A 601-nucleotide genomic window follows, 5' to 3' on the forward strand; every position below is an offset into this window, starting at 1 on the left:
TTCCAGAGGCCGTGCCTACACACGTTTCGGGGAGAACCAGCTATCCCCAGGTTCGGTTAGCTTTTCACTCCTACCCACATGTCATCTGAGGATTTTTCACTATCCACCAGTTCGGACCTCCACTTGGTTTTACCCAAGCTTCATCCTGCACATGGGTAGCTCACCTGGCTTCGGGCCTATTCCCAGTGACTTGCGCACTTTTCATACTCGGTTTCCCTTCGGCTCCACCTTCCGGCTTAACCTCGCCACCGAAAATAACTCGCAGGCTCATTAATCAAAAGGCACGCGGTCACTTTCGCTCCCGCTTCCTGTAGGCATACGGTTTCAGGTTCTCTTTCACTCCCCTCCCGGGGTCCTTTTCACCTTTCCCTCACGGTACTATTCCACTATCGCTCAGCTGTCCTCTTTAGCCTTGGATGGAGGTCCACCCAGCTTCACGCAGGATTCCTCGTGTCCTACGCTACTCGGGTTAACAGCAGTTGAATTTATATACTTTCGTGTACAGGACTTTCACCTTCTTCGGTAGGCCTTCCCATGCCTTTCCACTTCGTATATATCTCCAACCCCCTATCTGGCAGTTCGGGTAGCTGTTACCCACAAC

Annotated in this window: 1 rRNA gene; it reads right to left on the reverse strand. The window is 52.1% G+C overall.

The window, feature by feature from the left end:
- A 23S ribosomal RNA gene (locus tag ACW9JY_RS10470) occupies positions 1 to 601 on the reverse strand; the annotation flags it as partial.

The sequence above is a fragment of the Petrotoga sp. DB-2 genome, from assembly GCF_054051725.1.